The organism is Streptomyces abyssomicinicus (genome assembly GCF_008974245.1).
GTDB lineage: Bacteria > Actinomycetota > Actinomycetes > Streptomycetales > Streptomycetaceae > Streptomyces > Streptomyces abyssomicinicus.
Genome location: NZ_BBZI01000006.1, coordinates 333,408 through 352,384, shown reverse-complemented (window position 1 = coordinate 352,384; position 18,977 = coordinate 333,408). Strand labels below are relative to the sequence as shown.

Below are 18,977 nucleotides of genomic sequence, written 5' to 3'. Positions count from 1 at the left end.
GATGTACGTCCGAGAAGGAGGACATATGCAGTCCCAGCTGCGTGGCGGTACCAGATGGAAGCGGTTCGCCGTCGTCATGGTGCCCAGCATCGCCGCCACCGCCGCGATAGGCGTCGGCCTGTCGCAGGGCGCGCTCGCCGCGTCGTTCAGCGTCTCCGGCCAGTCGTTCAAGGTGACGGCCGACCGTCTCGACGGTAAGGGCTTCAACCAGTACGGCTCCATGGACAAGGGCGTCACCCTTGACGGCAAGGAGACGTACCACCCGGTCGCGGTCTCGGCGTTCAAGACGGCCGACATCACCAACATGTGCCAGTCCGTCGTGACGCCGCACGTGCCGGTCTTCGGCAACATCAGCCTCAAGCTGACAGCGGGCACCGGTGGTACGCCGGTCAAGGCCGAGAACCTGTACATCGACGTCGAGAGCCTCGAGACCACCTCGGCCGAGTTCAGCAACATCGACATCGGTGTCGCGGCCGGCCAGAGCGCCGCCAGCAAGGGCGGCCGCGGTCCGGAGCTCTCCGCGGGCGCCAACCCCAACGGTTTCTCGCAGCAGGCCGAGGGCGCGGTCCTCACCGGCGTGAAGCAGACCGCGTGGGCGACCACCGCCGGCACCTTCAACCTCAGCAACCTGAACATGTCGCTGAAGACGGGTGTCCACGAGTGCTACTGAGCACTCGCTGACGAGCGAGGGAGCCTCGGCTCCCCCGCTCGTCCCAGCCCCACGCACCACCACACTCATCACGGCAACGCCGTTCCAGGGAGCTGTTTTCCATGAGCGCCGAGACTCCTGCCGCGCCCGGTAGCGAACGCCTTCGGGTCATCCGGGGGAACTTCCGCACGTGGCGGGGCACGCGGCCGTTCTGGGCCGGCCTCTTCGTCATGTTCGCGGGTCTGCCCATCGGGTACTTCCCCTACGCCGACCTGCACATCGGCAACCTGACCATGACCATGGCCACCACCGCCGGCGCCGGTTCGCTGATCATCGGCGTGCTGCTCGGCGTGCTCGGTCTGTGCCTGTGGTTCCAGCGTCACATCCAGATCTTCTGCGGCGTGGCCGCCATCCTGCTGGGCCTGGTCTCCATCCCGGTGTCCAACCTCGGCGGGTTCTTCATCGGTTTCCTGTTCGCCCTCATCGGCGGTGCCATGGCGGTCGCCTGGGCGCCGGGCGGCCCGGACCGGCAGGCGCCGGCCGACGGCGACGAGGCGTTCGCGGGTGAGCCGGCGGCCGCCGGCCCGACCGTGCCGCTCACCAAGGACGCCGGTGCCGGCGCCGCGGTGGGCGACGAGCACGCGGCCGGCACCGTCGTCGCCCGGCTCCCGGAGGCGCGCCGCGGAGACGGCGGGTCCGCCGGCGAGTGGAACGAACTGTCCAGCACCAACCCGGCCAACGAGGTGAACGGGAGGCACAGTGCCGGCTGACGAGGAGGTCCACGGCCCGGCCGTGGACGAGTCGGACGCGAGAACAGGGCCGCGGCACGCGGCGCCCAGGAAGCCGTTGCGCGCCCGGCTCCAGATCCCCCGCGGCAGGGCGATGGCCATCGCCGCGATGCCGACCGCGGTCCTCATGGGCATGGGCCTCGCACCGTCGCTCGCCCAGGCCGACGACCGGCCCGACCTTCCCAAGAGCACCCTCACGGCCGAGGAGTACCAGGCCTGCGTCGAGGTGATCGAGGAGGCCGAGAAGGGCGGCACGCCCGAGGAGGACAAGGGCGCCGAGGAGACCCCCGGCGACGAGCCCGGGACCCCCGAGAAGCCCGCGCCGGAGGAGCCGGAGCCCGAGGAGCCCGGGACGGAGGAGCCCGCGCCCGAGGAGCCCGGGTCCGAGGAGCCCGCCCCGGAGGAGCCCGCGCCCGGCGACACCGCGCCCGAGGAGCCCGCGCCCGAGGAGGAGGCCAAGAAGCCGAACCTGCTCGAAGGCATCGGCGACGCCATCAAGGACCTCCTCGACGGGCCGGGGACGACGGACGACGCCGCCGGGACGCCCGCGGGCGAGGCCCCTGCCGAGGAGCCGGCCGAGGCCGACGCCCCGGAGGAGGACGCCGAGGCCGGGACGGAGAGCGGGAAGGAGTCCGAGCCGGCCGCCGACGCCCCGAAGGACGCGGTCGAGGAGACCGCCAAGGCCGTCGAGGAGGCGAAGAAGGAGGCCGAGAAGGAGGCCGAGGAGGCCGAGCCGGCCGAGGAGGAGACCGCGAAGCCCGCGGTCGACCCCGAGGACTGCCCCGTCGCCACCGACGAGGAGGGCGGCCTCGAGGACATCGTCGCCCTGCCCGACCGGGCCTGGGAACTGCGGGCCAGCTCCCTGCTGCTCAAGGGCGCCAGGTACGAGGGCGTCGTGAAGGTGAAGACGGCCAACGGCACCGTCAAGGAGGTGCTGAAGTACGTCGTCTCCAGCGGCACCGACATCGGCGACCTGCACCAGGTCGTGCACGACGAGCAGAACGGCAAGACCCATCACGCGGTCGCGGGCAAGGGCACCACGTCCACCATCCGCGGCGGCGACACGGTGATGTACACCGAGTCCATCTCCGGCAACCTGCTGGGTCTGCTCCCGGTGGAGTTCTCCCCGGAGAACCCGCCGCCGCTGGACATCGCGATCATCTACTTCACCAACGTGAAGGTGGTCCAGGCCGGCCAGTTCGGCGGCAACCTGACCATTCCGGGCCTGCGCCAGTACGCCGACTGACGCCTCCCCGGCACACGACGGAGCCCCCACCGCCCGCAGGGCGGTGGGGGCTCCGTCGTCGCGCCCGGGGGCGGGCCCGCCGGGGTCAGCTCGCGCTGTCGGCGCCCAGGTGGAGCACCCGGACCATGTTGGTGGTGCCGGGGACGCCGGGGGGCGAACCGGCGGTGATCACCACGATCGAGCCCGGCTCGAACCGGCGCAGGCGCGTCAGTTCCTGGTCGACCAGCTCGACCATCTCGTCGGTGCTGTTGACGAACGGCACCACGTGCGGCTCGACACCCCAGCTCAGGCAGAGCTGGTTGCGGGCGGACTCCTCGGTGGTGAAGGCGAGGATCGGCTGCGAGGCCCGGTAGCGGGACAGGCGGCGGGCGGTGTCGCCGGACTTGGTGAAGGCGACCAGGCCCTTGCCGCCGAGGAAGTCGGCGATCTCGGCGGCCGCGCGGGCCACCGAACCGCCCTGGGTGCGCGGCTTCTTGCCCGGCACCAGCGGCTGGAGGCCCTTGGAGAGGAGCTCCTCCTCGGCGGCCTGGACGATCCGGGACATGGTCCGGACGGTCTCGATCGGGTACGCGCCCACGGAGGACTCGGCGGACAGCATCACCGCGTCGGCGCCGTCCAGGATCGCGTTGGCCACGTCGGATGCCTCGGCGCGGGTCGGCCGCGAGTTGGTGATCATCGACTCCATCATCTGGGTCGCCACGATCACCGGCTTGGCGTTGCGGCGGCAGAGCTCCACCAGGCGCTTCTGCACCATCGGGACCTTCTCCAGCGGGTACTCCACGGCGAGGTCGCCGCGGGCCACCATCACACCGTCGAAGGCCGCCACCACGGCCTCCATGTTCTCCACCGCCTGCGGCTTCTCCACCTTGGCGATGACCGGGACCCGGCGGCCCACCTCGTCCATCACCTTGTGGACGTCGCGCACGTCGTCGGTGTCCCGGACGAAGGAGAGGGCGACCAGGTCGCAGCCCATCCGCAGGGCGAACCGGAGGTCGTCGACGTCCTTCTCGGACAGCGCGGGCACGTTCACCGCCGCGCCGGGCAGGTTGATGCCCTTGTGGTCGGAGATCACCCCGCCCTCGATCACGATGGTCCGCACCCGCGGGCCCTCGACGTCCAGGACCTTGAGCTCGACGTTGCCGTCGTTGATCAGGATCTGGTCGCCGCGGTCGACGTCGCCGGGCAGGCCCTTGTAGGTGGTGCCGCAGATCGACTTGTCGCCCGGCACGTCCTCGGTGGTGATGGTGAACTCGTCGCCCCGCACCAGCTCGACGGGACCTTCGGCGAAGGTCTCCAGCCGGATCTTCGGGCCCTGGAGGTCGGCGAGCACGCCCACCGGGCGGCCCGTCTCCTGGGACGCGGCGCGCACCCTGTCGTAGCGGCCCTGGTGTTCCGCGTGGGAGCCATGGCTGAAGTTGAAGCGGGCGACGTTCATCCCCGCTTCGATCAGCGCGACGAGTTGCTCATGGGAGTCGACCGCAGGGCCGAGAGTACAGACGATCTTCGAACGGCGCATGGAAGGGATCCTATCCGTTTGTTTCGCAGCGGAATAAATACCCGGGGGTAGTTTGACGGCCCCGTCCGCTCTCACAGTCTCTGCCGGACGCCCGTGACCAGCTCGTACGTCTCGGCCGCGATCTCCAGTTCCTCGTCGGTGGGCACCACGGCGACCGCGACGGACGTGTGCCGGGGCGAGATCAGCCGCGGCCCGTCGCCGCGGGCAGCGTTCAGCCGCTCGTCCACCGCCAGGCCCAGGCCGTCCAGCCCGGCCAGGGCGGCGGCCCGTACGGGGGCGGAGTTCTCGCCGACCCCGGCGGTGAAGGCGAGCACGTCCACCCGGCCGAGTACCGCGTAGTACGCCCCGATGTACTTGCGCAGCCGGTGCACGTAGACGTCGAAGGCGAGTTCCGCCGCCTCGTCCCCCTCGTCGACCCGGCGGCGGATCTCCCGCATGTCGTTGTCGCCGCAGAGCCCCACCAGCCCGGACCTCTTGTTCAGCAGGACGTCGATCTCGTCGGCCGACATGCCGCCCACCCGCATCAGGTGGAAGACCACCGCCGGATCGAGGTCCCCGGACCGGGTGCCCATCACCAGGCCCTCCAACGGTGTCAGGCCCATCGACGTCTCCACGCACCGCCCGCCGCGCACGGCCGAGGCCGAGGCGCCGTTGCCCAGGTGCAGCACGATCACGTTCGCCTCGGACGGGTCCTTGCCCACCAGCTGGGCCGCGGCCCGTGAGACGTAGGCGTGCGAGGTGCCGTGGAAGCCGTAACGGCGTACCCGGTGGCGGTCGGCGGTCTCCACGTCGATCGCATAACGGGCCGCCGCCTCCGGGATGGTCGAGTGGAACGCGGTGTCGAACACCGCCACGTGGGGCAGGTCGGGGCGCAGCTTCTGCGCGGTGCGGATGCCGGTCAGGTTGGCCGGGTTGTGCAGCGGGGCCACCGGGGCGAGCCGCTCGATCTCGTTGACCACCGCGGTGTCGATCAGGGCCGGCTCGGTGAAGCGCTTCCCGCCGTGCACCACCCGGTGGCCGACGGCGGCCAGTTCCGGCGAGTCCAGGCCCAGCCCGTCACGGGCGAGTTCCTCGGCGACGGCCTCCAGCGCGGACCGGTGGTCCGGGACCGGGCCGGTGGTCTCCCGGGTGCGCTCCCGGCCCTGGGGGCCGCTGACCAGGGTGTGCTTGATCCGGCCGGTCTCCTCGCCGATCCGCTCGACCAGGCCCACCGCCAGGCGGGAGCGGTCCGCCATGTCCAGCAGCTGGTACTTCACCGACGAGGAACCGGTGTTGAGGACGAGGACACGGGTCGCGGTCATGACCGGCTCCCCTTCTGCGGACGGTCCGCTCCGGTGGGCGTGGGCTGCTGCGCCTGGACGGCCGTGATCGCGACCGTGTTGACGATGTCCTGCACCAGGGCGCCGCGTGACAGGTCGTTGACCGGCTTGCGCAGCCCCTGGAGGACGGGGCCGACGGCGATGGCGCCGGCCGAGCGCTGGACCGCCTTGTAGGTGTTGTTGCCCGTGTTGAGGTCCGGGAAGATCAGCACGGTGGCCTGGCCGGCCACCTGGGATCCGGGCAGCTTCGTCGCCGCCACGGTGGGCTCCACGGCGGCGTCGTACTGGATCGGTCCCTCCACCGGCAGGTCGGGGCGGCGCTCGCGGAGGATCCTGGTGGCCTCCCGCACCTTCTCCACGTCGGCGCCGGAACCGGAGGCGCCGGTCGAGTAGGACAGCATCGCGATGCGCGGCTCCACGCCGAACTGGGCGGCGGTCTCCGCCGACCGGAGGGCGATGTCGGCGAGCTGGGCGGCGTCCGGGTCGGGGTTGACCGCGCAGTCGCCGTAGACGAGCACCCGGTCGGCGAGGCACATGAAGAAGACCGAGGAGACCAGCCCGGCGTCCGGCCGGGTCCTGATCACCTCGAAGGCGGGGCGGATGGTCGCGGCGGTGGAGTGCACCGAACCGGAGACCATGCCGTCGGCGAAGCCGTCCAGCACCATGAGGGTGCCGAAGTAGTTGACGTCCGAGACCACGTCGTGGGCCAGGTCGAAGCCGACGCCCTTGTGGGCGCGCAGCGCGGCGTAGCGGTGGGCGAACGACTCCCGCAGTTCCGAGGTCTGCGGGTCGATCAGTTCGGCGTCGGCGATGTCCAGGCCCAGGTCGGCGGCCTTCCTGCGGATCTGCTCGGACGGTCCCAGCAGGGTCAGGTCGCACACCCCGCGGCGCAGCAGCACCTCGGCGGCGCGCAGCACCCGCTCCTCGGTGCCCTCCGGCAGCACCACCCGGCGCCGGTCGGCGCGGGCCCGCTCGATCAGGCCGTGCTCGAACATCATCGGGGTGACGCGGCCGCTGCTGGGCGCGGAGACGAGGGACCGCAGGCGGACGACGTCCACGTGGCGCTCGAAGAGGCCGAGGGCGGTCTCCGCCTTGCGCGGCGTGGCGGCGTTGAGCCGGCCCTCGAGGGTGAACAGCCGCGTCGCGGTGGGGAAGCTGTTCTCCCGCACGGACAGGACGGGGGTGCCGGGGGCCAGGCGGGCGGCCAGCGCCATCAGGTCGGGGTCCGGGCGCAGGCCGAGGGTCAGCAGCACGCCCGCGATGGGCGGCGACCCGGCGCTGTGCGCGGCCAGCGCGCCCATCACCAGGTCGGCGCGGTCGCCGGGGGCGATGATCAGGCAGCCGGGGGTGAGTGCCTTGAGCAGGTTGGGCAGGGTGGCGCCGCCGAAGACGAAGCCGAGGGCGTCGCGGGCCAGCCCCGCCGCGTCGCCGAGCAGCACCTCCGCGTCCAGGGTCTGCGCGATCTGCCCCACCGTGGGGGCGGCCAGCGCGGGCTCGTCGGGGAGCACGAAGCCGGGCAGGCCGTGGCGCCGGTCGAGCCGCTCGTCGAGCAGGGCGGCCACGGTGTCCCGGTCGTCCGGGGCCACCCGGTTGGCGATCATGGCGAGGACGTCGCAGCCCAGGTCCTGGTAGGCGCGGCAGGCGTTGCGGACCTCGGCGGCCACCGCCTCGGCCGGGTGCCCGCGGCCGCCCACCACGGCGATCACCGAGGCGCCGAACTCGTTGGCCAGCCGGGCGTTGAGGGCCAGCTCGTCGGGGAGGTTCTCGGCGGTGAAGTCGGTGCCGAGGACCAGGACGACCTCGTAGGCGTCGGCGACGGCGTGGAACCGGGCGACCAGGGCGGTGATGAGTTCGTCCATGCCGCGCTCGGCCTGGAGGGCGGAGGCCTCCTCGTAGGACATGCCGTACACGGTGGCGGGGTCCTGGCTCAGGCGGTAGCGGGCGCGCAGGAGTTCGAAGAGGCGGTCGGGGGAGTCGTGCACGAGGGGGCGGAAGACGCCGACGCGGTCGACCTGGCGGGTGAGGAGCTCCATCACCCCCAGGTCGACGACCTGGCGGCCGTCGCCGCGGTCGATGCCCGTCACGTACACGCTGCGCGTCACGCGGGATCTCCGTTCCTGTGCCGGTTGCCGTTGCTCCGGTTCCGGTGCCTCTGGGCCAGCCTGTCAAACATCGCCCCGGGTGGGGTACCGGGGGGTGTTCCGGCTACGCCGCGTGGGGGAGAGGGCGTGCGCGGGCGGCGGGAGTGCCTCCGGACGTGCGCGGCCGCCCCGCCGGGTGCGGCGCCGGCGTAGGCGGCCCCGTCCTCCGGCGCGTCACGGATCGTCACCCGGAGATCCGGACGGCGCGCGTCGGCACCCGGGGCGTGGCACCATGGGGCCGGACGGGACAGGCGAGACGCGGGAGCGGCATGCGCATCGGAGTTCTTACCGCCGGAGGCGACTGCCCCGGCCTCAACGCGGTGATCCGTTCCGTGGTGCACCGCGCCGTCTCCCAGTACGGTGACGAGGTCATCGGCTTCGAGGACGGCTACGAGGGCCTCCTCGACGGCCGCTACCGCCCCCTCGACCTGGACGCCGTCAGCGGCATCCTGGCCCGCGGCGGCACGATACTGGGCTCCTCCCGGCTTCCGCGGGCCCGTCTCCAGGAGGCGTGCCGGGACGTCCGCGAGACCGCCAACCGGTTCGGCATCGACGTCCTGATCCCCATCGGCGGCGAGGGCACCCTGACCGCCGCCAGCATGCTGGCCGAGGCCGGCATGCCGATCGTGGGCGTGCCGAAGACCATCGACAACGACATCTCCTCCACCGACCGCACCTTCGGCTTCGACACGGCCGTGACGGTCGCGACCGAGGCGATGGACCGGCTGAAGACGACCGCCGAGTCCCACCAGCGGGTGATGGTGGTCGAGGTGATGGGACGCCACGCGGGCTGGATCGCCCTGGAGTCGGGCATGGCCGCCGGCGCGCACGGCATCTGTCTGCCGGAGCGGCCGTTCGACCCCGCCGAACTGGTCGAGATGGTCGAGGCGCGGTTCGCGCGCGGCAAGAAGTTCGCCGTGGTCTGCGTGGCCGAGGGCGCCCACCCGGCGGAGGGCACCATGGACTACCGCAAGGGCGAGATCGACCAGTACGGCCACGAGCGGTTCCAGGGCATCGGCACGGCCCTCGCCCGGGAACTCGAGCGGCGCCTGGGCAAGGAGGCCCGGCCGGTGATCCTCGGCCACGTCCAGCGCGGCGGCACCCCCACCGCCTACGACCGCGTGCTGGCCACCCGGTTCGGCTGGCACGCCGTGGAGGCGGCGCACCGCGGGGTCTCCGGGATGATGACCGCCCTGCACGGGACCGAGATCGTGATGGTTCCCCTGGCGGAGGCGACCGCCGAGCTCAAGCACGTGCCGCAGAGCCGCATGGAGGAGGCGGAGTCGGTCTTCTTCTGACCGGTCTTCGGCGACCCGGCTCGCGGCGCCCCGGTTCGCGGCAACCCGGCTCGCGGCGCCCCGGCTCGCGGCCAACCCGCTTGCGGCGGTCGGCGCCGCCCGGCCGCGCTCCCGCCCCGCCGCCGCGTCAGGCGCTCGCCCGGACCGCTTCCCAGAAGTGGTCCACGGCGTGCGAGGCGAACACCTCCGGGTCCGGCGCGGCGGTGTGCCCGGCGCGCAGCCGCCGCAGCGCCACGTCGACGACCCGGCGGTCCAGTGAGGCGGTGCGGGCCACTGCGCGGGCCGCGCCGGCGCCCCGCGCCGTGAAGGTCTCGCGCAGAAGAAGTGAGAGTTTCGCGTTGCGTCCGCAAACCGCGACCAGGTCGGACTGATCGAGCCGGAACAACGCGCGCAGCTGCTGGGTGGACCTGTCCCCGCCGCGCCACACGTTCTCCTGCTCCATGCGCAGATAGGCCAGCACGTCCAGTCCGACCGCCGCGGCCACCTCCTCGGGGGTGAGTCCGCGGGCGAGGCGGTGTTCGCGCAGCGTGCGCGGCCGGCCTGCCAGATCGGCGGGGGAGCACCAGAGCATGCCGGCCAGACCGGCCAACTCGTCGCGGCCCGGCGGGAGTTCGCCCCTCTCCCAGGCGGTGACCAGCTCGGCCGTCACATGGCCGAGTCCGAAGGCGGTGCGCATGCCGTGCGCGACCTCCCCGGGGTCCAGCCCCAGTGCGGTGCGGATGCGGTGCGCGGCGGCGGCGTCGAAGGAGCGGTCGAGGGATCTGTGCACCCGGCACACGGTAGGTACTGCCCCACTCCAGCCGCCACCGATTGCTCATATGTGATTACTTTCGGTGAACATCTGCACCGTCCTGGCCGAAGGGGTGGTCACGGACACCTCCGGTACGCCACCTTGGGTGCTCTCCCCTGCCCACGTGCCGTATGCAAATATCGTCGGACGTTTTTTCGCCGACAAGGATGTCAAGGAGGCCGTTCCATGACCAGCACGCCCGCATCGGGCCCCGCCGGGCCGGACGCGAAGCCCCGACGGGACCGCACGCACTTCCTCTATCTCGCGGTCGTGGTCGCGGTGGTGCTCGGTATCACTCTCGGCCTGGCCGCGCCCGACGTGGCGAAGGAGCTCAAACCGATCGGCACCGCCTTCGTCGGGCTGATCAAGATGATGATCTCGCCGATCATCTTCTGCACCATCGTGCTCGGCATCGGCTCGGTGCGGAAGGCGGCCAAGGTCGGCAAGGTGGGCGGACTGGCCCTCGGCTACTTCGTGACGATGTCGTTCGTCGCGCTGGCCATCGGCCTGGTCGTCGGCAACGTCGTCCATCCGGGCGGCGGCGTGGAACTGACCGAGGCCGCCAAGGGCGTGGGCCAGGAGCAGGCCGCCGCCGGCACCGAGACCACCATGACCGACTTCCTGCTCGGCATCATCCCGACCACCCTGGTCTCCGCCTTCACCGAGGGCGTCGTGCTGCAGACCCTGCTGGTCGCCCTGCTGGCCGGCTTCGCGCTGCAGACCATGGGCGGCGTCGGCGAGCCGATCCTGCGCGGCGTCGAGCACATCCAGCGGCTGGTCTTCCGCATCCTCGCCATGATCATGTGGGCGGCCCCGGTGGGCGCCTTCGGCGCCATCGCCGCGGTGGTCGGCGAGACCGGCGTCGACGCCCTCAAGGCGCTGGCCGCCATCATGATCGGCTTCTACGTCACCTGCGCCCTGTTCGTGCTGGTGGTGCTGGGCGCGATGGTCCGGATCGTCGCCAAGGTGAACCTGTTCAGCCTGCTGAAGTACCTGGGCCGCGAGTTCCTGCTGATCTTCTCGACCTCCTCCTCCGAGTCGGCCCTGCCGCGGCTGATCGCCAAGATGGAGCACCTGGGCGTCAGCCGCCCGGTCGTCGGCATCACCGTGCCGACCGGCTACTCCTTCAACCTCGACGGCACGATGATCTACCTGACCATGGCCTCGCTGTTCATCGCCGAGGCGATGGGCGACCCGATGACCGTCGGCCAGCAGATCACCCTGCTGCTCTTCATGATGGTCGCCTCCAAGGGTGCCGCCGGAGTCACCGGCGCGGGCCTGGCGACGCTGGCCGGCGCGCTCCAGTCGCACAAGCCGGAGCTGGTCGACGGGGTCGGCATGATCGTCGGCATCGACCGCTTCATGAGCGAGGCGCGCGCGCTGACCAACTTCGCCGGCAACGCGGTGGCCACCCTGCTGATCGGCACCTGGACCAAGGAGGTCGACAAGGAGCGGGTCAAGCGCGTCCTCGCCGGTGAACTGCCCTTCGACGAGCGCACGCTGCTCGACGGCGACGGGCACGGCGGCGGTCACGTCGGCGCTCAGGGCGGCCCCGGGCGCGAGGGCGCCGGTGACCCGCGCGACGCCGGACCGGGCGGCCGCGGGAAGGAGTCGGTCGGGGTCTGACGGCGGGCCCCGGCCCGCCCCGGCCCGTCAACCCCCTCCGCCCGTCGTCCGGTTCGGGCCGCGGGCGGAGGCGCCGGGGAGGGAGTGTGCTCGGATGTGCACCCCAACTTACAAATCAATGAGCGGACTTGATCGTCTCTGGGTACAGTCCAACTCGTCAGTAACCACGGTTTCCCCCGAGGCCTTGCGGCCGTTCGGGGTTCCTGTCACGCCGTGAAGTGGGGGCGCGGGGGCGCGGGGGGCCACGAGACGAAGGACCGCCCGTGCCACCACGCTCGTCATCCCTGCCCGCGTTCGGCAGACGCACCGCGTCCGCCGCGCTGGCCGGATTCGCCCTGGCCGCCCTCCTGGCGGTGCTGATGGCCGCCCTGGCCGGCAGCGTGTCCGGGACACCCGGACTGCTGGCCTCCGTCGTCCTGGACGGCAGGACCGACACACCCGCCCTCGCCTTCGCCGCGGTGACGGGAGCCACGGTCACCTGGGACCTGGCCTCCGCGACCGGCGGTGAGTTCTCGCTGCTGCGCTCCGCCACGGCGAACCCGCTGTGGGCCGCGGCCCTCCTCGTGCCGGTCCTCCCCGGCCTGCTGGTGGGCCGCTCTGCGCGCCGCCACACCGACCGCCCGGGCCGTGCCACCTGGGCGCTGTCGGCCGCCGCGGTCGTCGGCTACGGCCTGCTGGTGACCGCCGCCGTCGCCGTGGTGCCGTCCGGCGCCACCGGACTGGTTTCCCTGCACGCCGACCCGGTCGCCACCGGAGCGCTCGCCACCGCCTGGGCGGCGGTGGGCGCGTCGGCCGGACTCCTGCTCCTCCGCTCCGGCCGTCCGGTCCGGACGGGAGCGCCGCGCAGGAGCGCGGCCGCGCTGTCCACCCTGCTGACCGCCGGACTGCTGATGCCCACGGCCGCCTCGGCCGCGCCCCAGGACCCGTCCGCCGTGCCCGGCAAGGGCGCCCAGCACCGTGACCCGGCGGCCGAGCGGGCCCTCGGGCGGCTGAAGGGCCCCGAGGGCGGCAAGGCCGCCGCGACCTGGAACGCCAGGACGGGCACCCCGTCCACCGTGCTGCTGGAGAGCGCCTTCCCCGGTGACGCCGAGGCGTGGCTGCGCAAGCAGACCGGCCTGGTCTCCCGCACCGACCCCACTCCCTACCTCCGCAAGGACGCCGAGCGCACGCGCGCCGGCTCCTCCGCGCGCAGGGCCGGACCCGGGGTGACCGAGCTCGACCACTGGTACGAGCAGGTCGTCGACGGCGTCCCGGTCTACCAGGGCCGCCTGGGCGTCCACCTGGACCCGACCGGCAAGGAGGTCTGGTCCGTCACCAACGCCTTCAAGCCGGGCCTGGAGAACGCGCCGACCGAGCCGTCCGTCGACGCGGACGCCGCCACCGCCCAGGCGCGCGCCGCCCTGCCGGAGGCCCGCCTGGTCGAGGAGCCCGTCCTCTACGTGCGCGAGGGCCGGACGGAGGGCGCCGCACCCGAACTCGTCTGGCACGTCTGGCTGATGGACGACGCGCGGCAGATATCCCAGGTCTACTTCGTGGACGCCCTCGCCGGCCGGGGCGTGCTGGACGTGGAGGACCGCACCCGCCACGCGCTCAAGCGCATGGTCCACGACTTCGCGCACACCGACGACTGGCCGGCCCCGCTGGCCCGCTCGGAAGGCGCCGACGCCTCCCAGGTCGCGGACGTCAACTACGCCTACCAGTACACCGGCGCCACCTACGAGTACTTCAAGGACTCGCACAACCGCGACAGCTACGACAACGCGGGCGCCACCCTGGTCAGCGGTGTCCGGTACCGCGAGGATCCCGACGAGGCGCTCGAGAACGCCTTCTGGGACGGCGAGAAGATGATCTTCGGTGACGACATGACGTCCATCGACGTCACCGCCCACGAACTCACCCACGCCGTCACCGATCTCAGTGGCGGGCTCGACTACCAGGACCAGTCGGGCGCGCTCAACGAGAGCTTCTCCGACGTCTTCGGCGAGATGGTCGAGAGGGACGTCCGGGGCAGCAACGACTGGCTGATGGGCGCCGACCTCCCGATGGGCGCCATCCGCAGCATGGCCGACCCGGGCAAGCACGACCAGCCCGCGCACATGCGGGACTACGAGGCCCAGTGCGGCGACGGCGGCGGCGTGCACCACAACAGCGGCATCCCCAACCACGCCTTCTACAAGGCGTTCAAGGGCTCCGCGGACCGGGGCGAGACCGAGAAGATCTGGTACGCGGCGCTGACGGACTTCCTGTACCCGCAGGCCACCTTCGCCGACGCCCGCAACGCCACCATCGCGGCCGCCTGGCGCCTGTACGGCAAGGGCTCCTGGGAGAGCGAGGTCGTCGCGGTCGCCTGGTCCGAGGTCGGCGTCGAGTCCGACACCCCCGCCTCGAACAGCGGTGACAACTGCTCCTGCGTGATGGGCGCCGGCCTGAGCACGGTGGACTACGCCGCGGACGGACCGAAGGAGGCGGAGATCCGGTCGACCCTGTACCGGGCCCGCGACGTGCTGCCGACCGCCGAGCCCGCGGTCGCCTACTACGTGGAGCTGTACAACGAGGACAGCCCGCGGCTCGACCCGCTGATCAACGAGGACGAGGCGCTGCGCACCGAGCTCGGCATGCTCCTGATGCAGCTCAACCCGTTGTTCATGTGGGCGAGCGGTGAGCAGGAGGGCGAGCCGCCGGTGGTGTCCGATGCCGACATCGCGGCCATCGACCACTTCTTCGACGCGGTCGCCCGCGCCGACCTCGCCCAGGAGGGCGGCGGCGCGCTCGCCCAGTCCGTCCAGGTCCGCTGGCCCGCCGCGGGCTACCGGGACACCATCGGCCTCGACGGCGACACGGCCCTGGACCACATGAACGACCAGGTGGAGAACATCCCCGGACGATGAGCCCGGTCCCGCTCCGCTGATCCACCCACCCCGCACCGCCGCCGCGCGCCACCCGCGCCCGGCGGCGGTGTGCCGTGTCGCGCCCCGGCCCGGGGCGTCGTGCCGCAAGTCCGTCTAGGAGAAACCGTGTTGAAGCCACCCCGCGGCCGGGCGAGACCCGCCCCGCTGCTGCGGGCCGCCCTGGCCCTGCTCGTCACCGCGCTGGCCCTGCCGCCGGTCACCGCCTCCGCCGCCCCGGCGCCGGACACGAAGGCCGAGGCCGCCGCCGCGCCCGAGGACAAGATCGCCGAGTCGCTGAAGGACCGCCTGGCCAAGGGGCCCGCGGACTTCTACGTCGTGATGAAGGAGAAGGCCGACCTGTCGGGCCTCGCCCGCATCGAGGACCACGCCAAGCGCACCGGGCGCGGCCGGGCCGACCTGGTCCGCGTCGCCGAACGGAGCCAGCGCGACGTGGTGGGCCTGCTGGCCGAGGAGAAGGTCGCGCACGACTCGCACTGGATCATCAACACGGTGCGCGTCGAGCAGGGCGACGAGCGGCTGGCCGAGAAGATCGCCGCCCTGCCGTCGGTCGAGGAGGTCCGCCAGGTGGCCGACATCCGGCTGACCGGCGCCGAGGGCGTCGAGGACGCCGGGCAGGCGGGGGCCGAGGAGGACGAGACCGCCTGGGGCGTCGCCGACATCGGCGCCCCGCAGGCATGGGCGGACTCCGGGACCCGCGGCGAGGGCGTGGTGGTCGCCAACATCGACACCGGCGTCCGCCTCGACCACGAGGCGCTGGCGGGCAACTACCGGGGCAACCGCGGCGACGGCACCTTCAGCCACGACTACAACTGGTTCGACCCGGCCGGCATCTGCGGGGCGACCTCCGGGCCGTGCGACAACCAGGGCCACGGCACCCACACCATGGGCACCATGGCCGGCGGCGGCCCGCACCGGATCGGTGTGGCCCCCGGGGCGACCTGGATCGCCGCCAAGGGCTGCGAAGGCGGCTCCTGCACCTCGGAGTCGCTGCTCTCCTCCGGCGAATGGATCATCGCGCCCACCGACGTCAACGGGCAGAACCCGCGCCCGGAGATGGCCCCGAACATCGTCAACAACTCCTGGGGAACCAGCGTCCACGACCCCTTCTACGAGGAGATCGTCCAGCGCTGGACCGAGGTCGGCATCTTCGCGGTGTTCTCGGCCGGCAACGAGGGGCCCGACTGCTCCACCATGGGCTCGCCGGCGGACTACGCGTCCACCTTCTCCGTCGCCGCCTACGCCGCGGACCACGCGATCACCGACTTCTCCAGCCGCGGTTCGGACACCTCCACGGTCCGGCCCGACATCGCGGCCCCCGGTGACGAGATCCTGTCCGCCGCCAAGGGCGGCGGCTACGTGACCAACCGGGGCACCTCGATGGCCGCGCCGCACGTGGCGGGCACGGTCGCGCTGCTGTGGTCGTACGCGCCGCAGATGTTCGGCGACATCGAGAGCACCTGGCGGGTCCTCCAGGAGTCGGCGACCGACGTGGACGACACCTCGTGCGGCGGCGACGCCGGCACCGACGGCGTCTGGGGCGCCGGCCGCCTGAACGTCCCCGCCGCGCTGGCGGCCGTCCCCGACGAGCCGCTCGGCACGCTGGAGCTGACCGTGACCCAGGCCGACGACGGCAGCCGGGTCGTCGGCGCCCCGGTGACCGTGACCGGCGACTCGGGCCGCCGCAGGTACACCACCACCAGCAGCGACGGCGTGGCCCGGCTGGTGCTCCAGGCCGGGTCCTACCAGGTCACCACCAGCGCCTTCGGACTGCACGAGGCCTCACGGAACTTCACCGTGACCGCCGGCGCCGCCACCGAACTGACCCTGCCGCTGGCCGTCATGTCCCGGCACACCCTCGCCGGACGGGTCGTGGACACCGCCGGGGTGCCCGTGGTGGGCGCGCAGGTGCGGCTGACCGACGTCCCCCTCTCGCCGGTGGAGAGCGACGGCCAGGGGCGCTTCCGGTTCGAGAAGATCCCGGCCGGCAGCTACCGGATCGGCGGCACCGCGGCGGGCTGCACCATGCCGCTGAACACCAGGATCACCATGCGGGACGCGGACACCTCGGTCGACGTGGCGGCGCCGCCGCGCACCGACAAGTTCGGCCAGGCCTGTTACGGAGCCGCCCCCGACCCGGTGGCCGGCACCTCGGCCATCGCCCTCACCGGGGACGACGAGGCGGGCCGGATCGACCTGCCGTTCGCCTTCCCCTTCTACGGCGAGACCTACTCCCAGGCGTACGTCGGCACCAACGGCTTCCTGAGCTTCACCGCGGCCGCCACCATGCCGATCAACGTGCCCCTGCCGCACGGCGGCAAGCCGAACGCGGCCGTGCTGCCGTTCTGGGACGACCTGGTGATCGACGCCTCCGCCTCGATCCGCACCGGCGTCGAGGGCAGCGCGCCCGACCGGCGGTTCGCCGTCGAGTGGCGCGACGCCCTGATCTACGGCACCCAGGAGCGCATCACCGTCCAGGCGGTGCTGCACGAGAGCGGCGCGGTCGGCTTCGAGTACGTCGACCTCGGCGAGAGCGACGCCGCCCGCGGCGCCTCGGCGACCGCCGGCATGGAGGACGCGACCGGCGAGGACGCCGTCCCGCTGAACGCCAACAAGCCGTGGCTGCGGTCGGGCACCGCGTTCCGCGTGCACCTGCCGGGCAGGATCCACGGACGGGTCACCGACCACGACTCCGGCGCGCCGGTCGAGGACGTCATGGTCCTCTCCAGCCATGAGGGAGGGCAGACCACCCTGTACGCGTCGAGCGGTCCGGACGGCACCTACTCGCTGCCCGTCCCGTACGGCGACCACCAGGTGGTGGCCTGGGCCGAGGAGTACGCCTACGTCATCGAGGAGATGACGCTGGACGGGGCCGGCCCCGAGCGGGAGGTCGACTTCGATCTCGACCGCAACGTCGTGTCGGGCACGGTGACCGACCACCAGGGCAACCCCGTCGTGGCGGCGAGGATCAGCTCCCCGCAGGGCCCGCACCTCGAGACGGTGACCGGCGCGGACGGGACCTACCGGATGACCATGGTCCCGGTCGGCGAGCTCACCCTCACGGTGGACGCGTGGGGTTGCTCCCTCAGGACCTCGCGCACCATCACGGTGGACGGGGACGAACGGGCGGACTTCACCCTGGCCGAGCGGGTGGAGGGCGGCTGGAGCTGTGACGCCACCACCGGGCCGCCGCTCCCGGTCGACACCCGCGTCGACCTCACCGGGGACGAGGGCGGGACCACGGTCGACCTGCCCTTCGCGTTCCCCTTCCGGGGGACCTCGGCGGACGAGGTGACCATCTCCGTCAACGGCGTGCTCTCCTTCGACGGCTCGGCGGCCGGCTGGAACGGGACGGAACTGCCCAACCCGAACCAGCCCGACGGCGGGATCTACCCCTTCTGGGACGATCTCCTCCTGGACGAGGGCAGTTCGGTGTGGACCGGTGTCGTCGGCGAGGGAAGCGGCCGGCGGTTCGTGGTGGAGTGGCGCGACGCGCAGTTCTTCGCCGGCGACGGCCCCGTCACCTTCCAGGCGGCGCTGGGCGCGGACGGCACGGTCACCTTCCACTACCGGGACCTCGCGGACACCATCGGCGCGCAGGGGGCGTACGCGGTGATCGGAGTGGAGAACCCGGACGGAGCCACCGCGTTCAACTGGTCCGTCAGCGGCTCCCAGTCGTTGAGTGAGAATCTCACCGTCACCTTCACCAGCACCGGCTGACCGGTTTCACCGGCGCCGGCCCACCGGTCCGGGCACGCACGCCCCCGAGCACCTCCAGGAGACCACGTCCGATGACCCCGCCCCCGCCCTCGCCGCGGCGTCCGTACGCGACGCCCGAGCCCCACCCGTCCGGCGTCCGCCCGCCGGTGCTGCCGGACGGGCTGACGCCCGGCCACGTGGCCGTGCTGATGGACGGCAACGGGCGGTGGGCCGCGCAGCGCGGACTGCCGCGCAGCGAGGGGCACCGGGCGGGGGCGGACGTCATCCTGGAGGTGCTCGCCGGCTGCCTGGAACTCGGCGTCCGGAATCTCTCCCTGTACGCCTTCTCCACGGAGAACTGGAAGCGTTCCCCGGACGAGGTGCGGTTCCTGATGAATTTCGACCCGGCGGTGATCCGGCGGCGGCGCGACGCCATGGACGCGCTCGGCGTCCGGATCCGCTGGGTCGGCCGGATGCCCGCCGTGTGGCGGACCGTCGTCCAGGAACTCCAGGTCGCCGAGGAACGAACCCGGGACAACGACGCCATGACGCTCTACTTCTGCGTCAACTACGGCGGCCGGGCGGAAATGGCCGACGCGGCCAGGGCGATGGCCGTCGAGGTCGCGGCGGGAAGGCTGGACCCGGCGGAGATAACCGAGGAGACGGTGGCGGCGCACCTCTACCACCCGGACATGCCCGACGTCGACCTGCTCCTGCGGCCGAGCGGCGAACGGCGCGTCTCCAACTACCTGCTCTGGCAGGCCGGCCATGCACAGCTGGTGTTCCAGGACGTGCTCTGGCCGGACTTCGACCGGCGTCACCTGTGGCGGGCCTGCGAGGAGTACGCGGAGCGGGTCCCCCGCGCGCGAAGGCCGTGAGGTGCGGGAGCGCACACGAGAAATCCCCCGGGCGATTCGCCCGGGGGATTTCTCTTTTGGTATCTTGGGCAATTCACGACTCAGCTATGGGGCGAGTCAGTTCAATTGCTAAGCAAAGCTT

General features: G+C 72.4%; 12 protein-coding genes. 8 read left to right on the top strand and 4 right to left on the bottom strand.

The features are described 5' to 3' along the window. Positions 1 to 25: 25 nt before the first annotated feature. From GBN72_RS08980 to GBN72_RS08970, 3 genes are all read left to right on the top strand, one after another. Entirely contained in the window at positions 26 to 670 is a 645-nt protein-coding gene (locus tag GBN72_RS08980) for a DUF6230 family protein (protein WP_151771187.1), read from the top strand. A 101-nt stretch (positions 671 to 771) separates the two neighbouring features. Further along, positions 772 to 1,419: a DUF6114 domain-containing protein gene (locus GBN72_RS08975; protein WP_151771186.1), complete on the top strand. Its 648-nt coding sequence runs from the start codon at positions 772 to 774 to the stop codon at positions 1,417 to 1,419. Beyond that, positions 1,409 to 2,683 carry a hypothetical protein gene (locus GBN72_RS08970; RefSeq protein ID WP_151771185.1) on the top strand — a complete coding sequence of 425 codons (1,275 nt, stop codon included), beginning with the start codon at positions 1,409 to 1,411 and terminating at the stop codon, positions 2,681 to 2,683. Before GBN72_RS08975 ends, GBN72_RS08970 begins: the two co-directional genes overlap by 11 nt. 85 nt (positions 2,684 to 2,768) lie before the next feature. Here the strand turns inward: GBN72_RS08970 and pyk are convergent, their stop codons facing one another. From pyk to pta, 3 genes are all read right to left on the bottom strand, one after another. Next, positions 2,769 to 4,199: a pyruvate kinase gene (gene pyk, locus GBN72_RS08965; RefSeq protein WP_151771184.1), complete on the bottom strand. Its 1,431-nt coding sequence runs from the start codon at positions 4,197 to 4,199 to the stop codon at positions 2,769 to 2,771. Positions 4,200 to 4,270: 71 nt separating this feature from the next. After that, positions 4,271 to 5,500 carry an acetate kinase gene (locus GBN72_RS08960; protein WP_151771183.1) on the bottom strand — a complete coding sequence of 410 codons (1,230 nt, stop codon included), beginning with the start codon at positions 5,498 to 5,500 and terminating at the stop codon, positions 4,271 to 4,273. Further along, positions 5,497 to 7,620: a phosphate acetyltransferase gene (gene pta / locus GBN72_RS08955; protein ID WP_151771182.1), complete on the bottom strand. Its 2,124-nt coding sequence runs from the start codon at positions 7,618 to 7,620 to the stop codon at positions 5,497 to 5,499. Before pta ends, GBN72_RS08960 begins: the two co-directional genes overlap by 4 nt. Before the next feature lie 308 nt (positions 7,621 to 7,928). Between pta and GBN72_RS08950 the strand changes: the two genes are divergently transcribed. Then, positions 7,929 to 8,957: an ATP-dependent 6-phosphofructokinase gene (locus GBN72_RS08950; RefSeq protein WP_151771181.1), complete on the top strand. Its 1,029-nt coding sequence runs from the start codon at positions 7,929 to 7,931 to the stop codon at positions 8,955 to 8,957. 127 nt (positions 8,958 to 9,084) lie between these two features. Here GBN72_RS08950 and GBN72_RS08945 read toward each other — a convergent pair whose 3' ends face one another. Next, positions 9,085 to 9,726, bottom strand: coding sequence for an XRE family transcriptional regulator (locus GBN72_RS08945; protein ID WP_246212384.1), 642 nt, complete (start codon positions 9,724 to 9,726; stop codon positions 9,085 to 9,087). 207 nt (positions 9,727 to 9,933) lie between these two features. On the opposite strand from GBN72_RS08945, the gene GBN72_RS08940 reads away from it, so the two are divergent. The 4 genes from GBN72_RS08940 to uppS all read left to right on the top strand — a co-directional run bounded on the left by GBN72_RS08940 (position 9,934) and on the right by uppS (position 18,856). Then, positions 9,934 to 11,373, top strand: coding sequence for a cation:dicarboxylate symporter family transporter (locus tag GBN72_RS08940; RefSeq protein WP_151771179.1), 1,440 nt, complete (start codon positions 9,934 to 9,936; stop codon positions 11,371 to 11,373). A gap of 263 nt (positions 11,374 to 11,636) precedes the next feature. Beyond that, positions 11,637 to 14,261, top strand: a complete 2,625-nt coding sequence (locus GBN72_RS08935) for a M4 family metallopeptidase (protein ID WP_151771178.1) — start codon at positions 11,637 to 11,639, stop codon at positions 14,259 to 14,261. A 126-nt stretch (positions 14,262 to 14,387) separates the two neighbouring features. Next, complete coding sequence (locus GBN72_RS08930; protein WP_151771177.1) at positions 14,388 to 17,999, top strand: NIDO-like domain-containing protein; 3,612 nt, start codon at positions 14,388 to 14,390, stop codon at positions 17,997 to 17,999. 71 nt (positions 18,000 to 18,070) lie between these two features. Further along, positions 18,071 to 18,856 carry a polyprenyl diphosphate synthase gene (uppS, locus tag GBN72_RS08925; protein WP_151771176.1) on the top strand — a complete coding sequence of 262 codons (786 nt, stop codon included), beginning with the start codon at positions 18,071 to 18,073 and terminating at the stop codon, positions 18,854 to 18,856. Positions 18,857 to 18,977: the final 121 nt, after the last annotated feature.